Raw genomic sequence first — 361 nt, 5'->3', positions numbered from 1 at the left:
GCGCGTGTCACGTCGCCCGACAAATACAACTATGCCTACCTGACCAAGGCAGGCCACTACGTGGTGCGCTTCGACCTGGATTTCGACCCCTGGAATCCCGGCGGCGAAAGCGTGCCGCTGCGCCTGGCCAAGCCGTTTGCAGGCAAGCTGCAGACGGGCATGCACTTCCCGGCTCAGGATGGTGACGAAGCCGTCATCGAATTTCGCGATGGCGATCCCGACAAGCCCTACATCGCCGCCTTTCATCACAACTCGATCCGCTCGGACCTGATCACGAATCAGGATGGCCTGATGTCGGTCAACCTGATTCGCACCCAGTCCGACAACTCGATGACGATGCAGGACTTGCACGGCAAGGAGT

General features: G+C 60.1%; 1 protein-coding gene. It reads left to right on the top strand.

The window, feature by feature from the left end:
* A partial coding sequence (locus AC4HNJ_RS21695) for a phage baseplate assembly protein V (protein ID WP_490481697.1) occupies positions 1–361 on the top strand: 361 nt, incomplete at both ends.

The organism is Dyella sp. SYSU CM1112, from assembly GCF_058216415.1.
The sequence above is the reverse complement of the archived record's forward strand: the minus strand, read 5'-3'. Positions and strand labels throughout refer to the sequence as shown.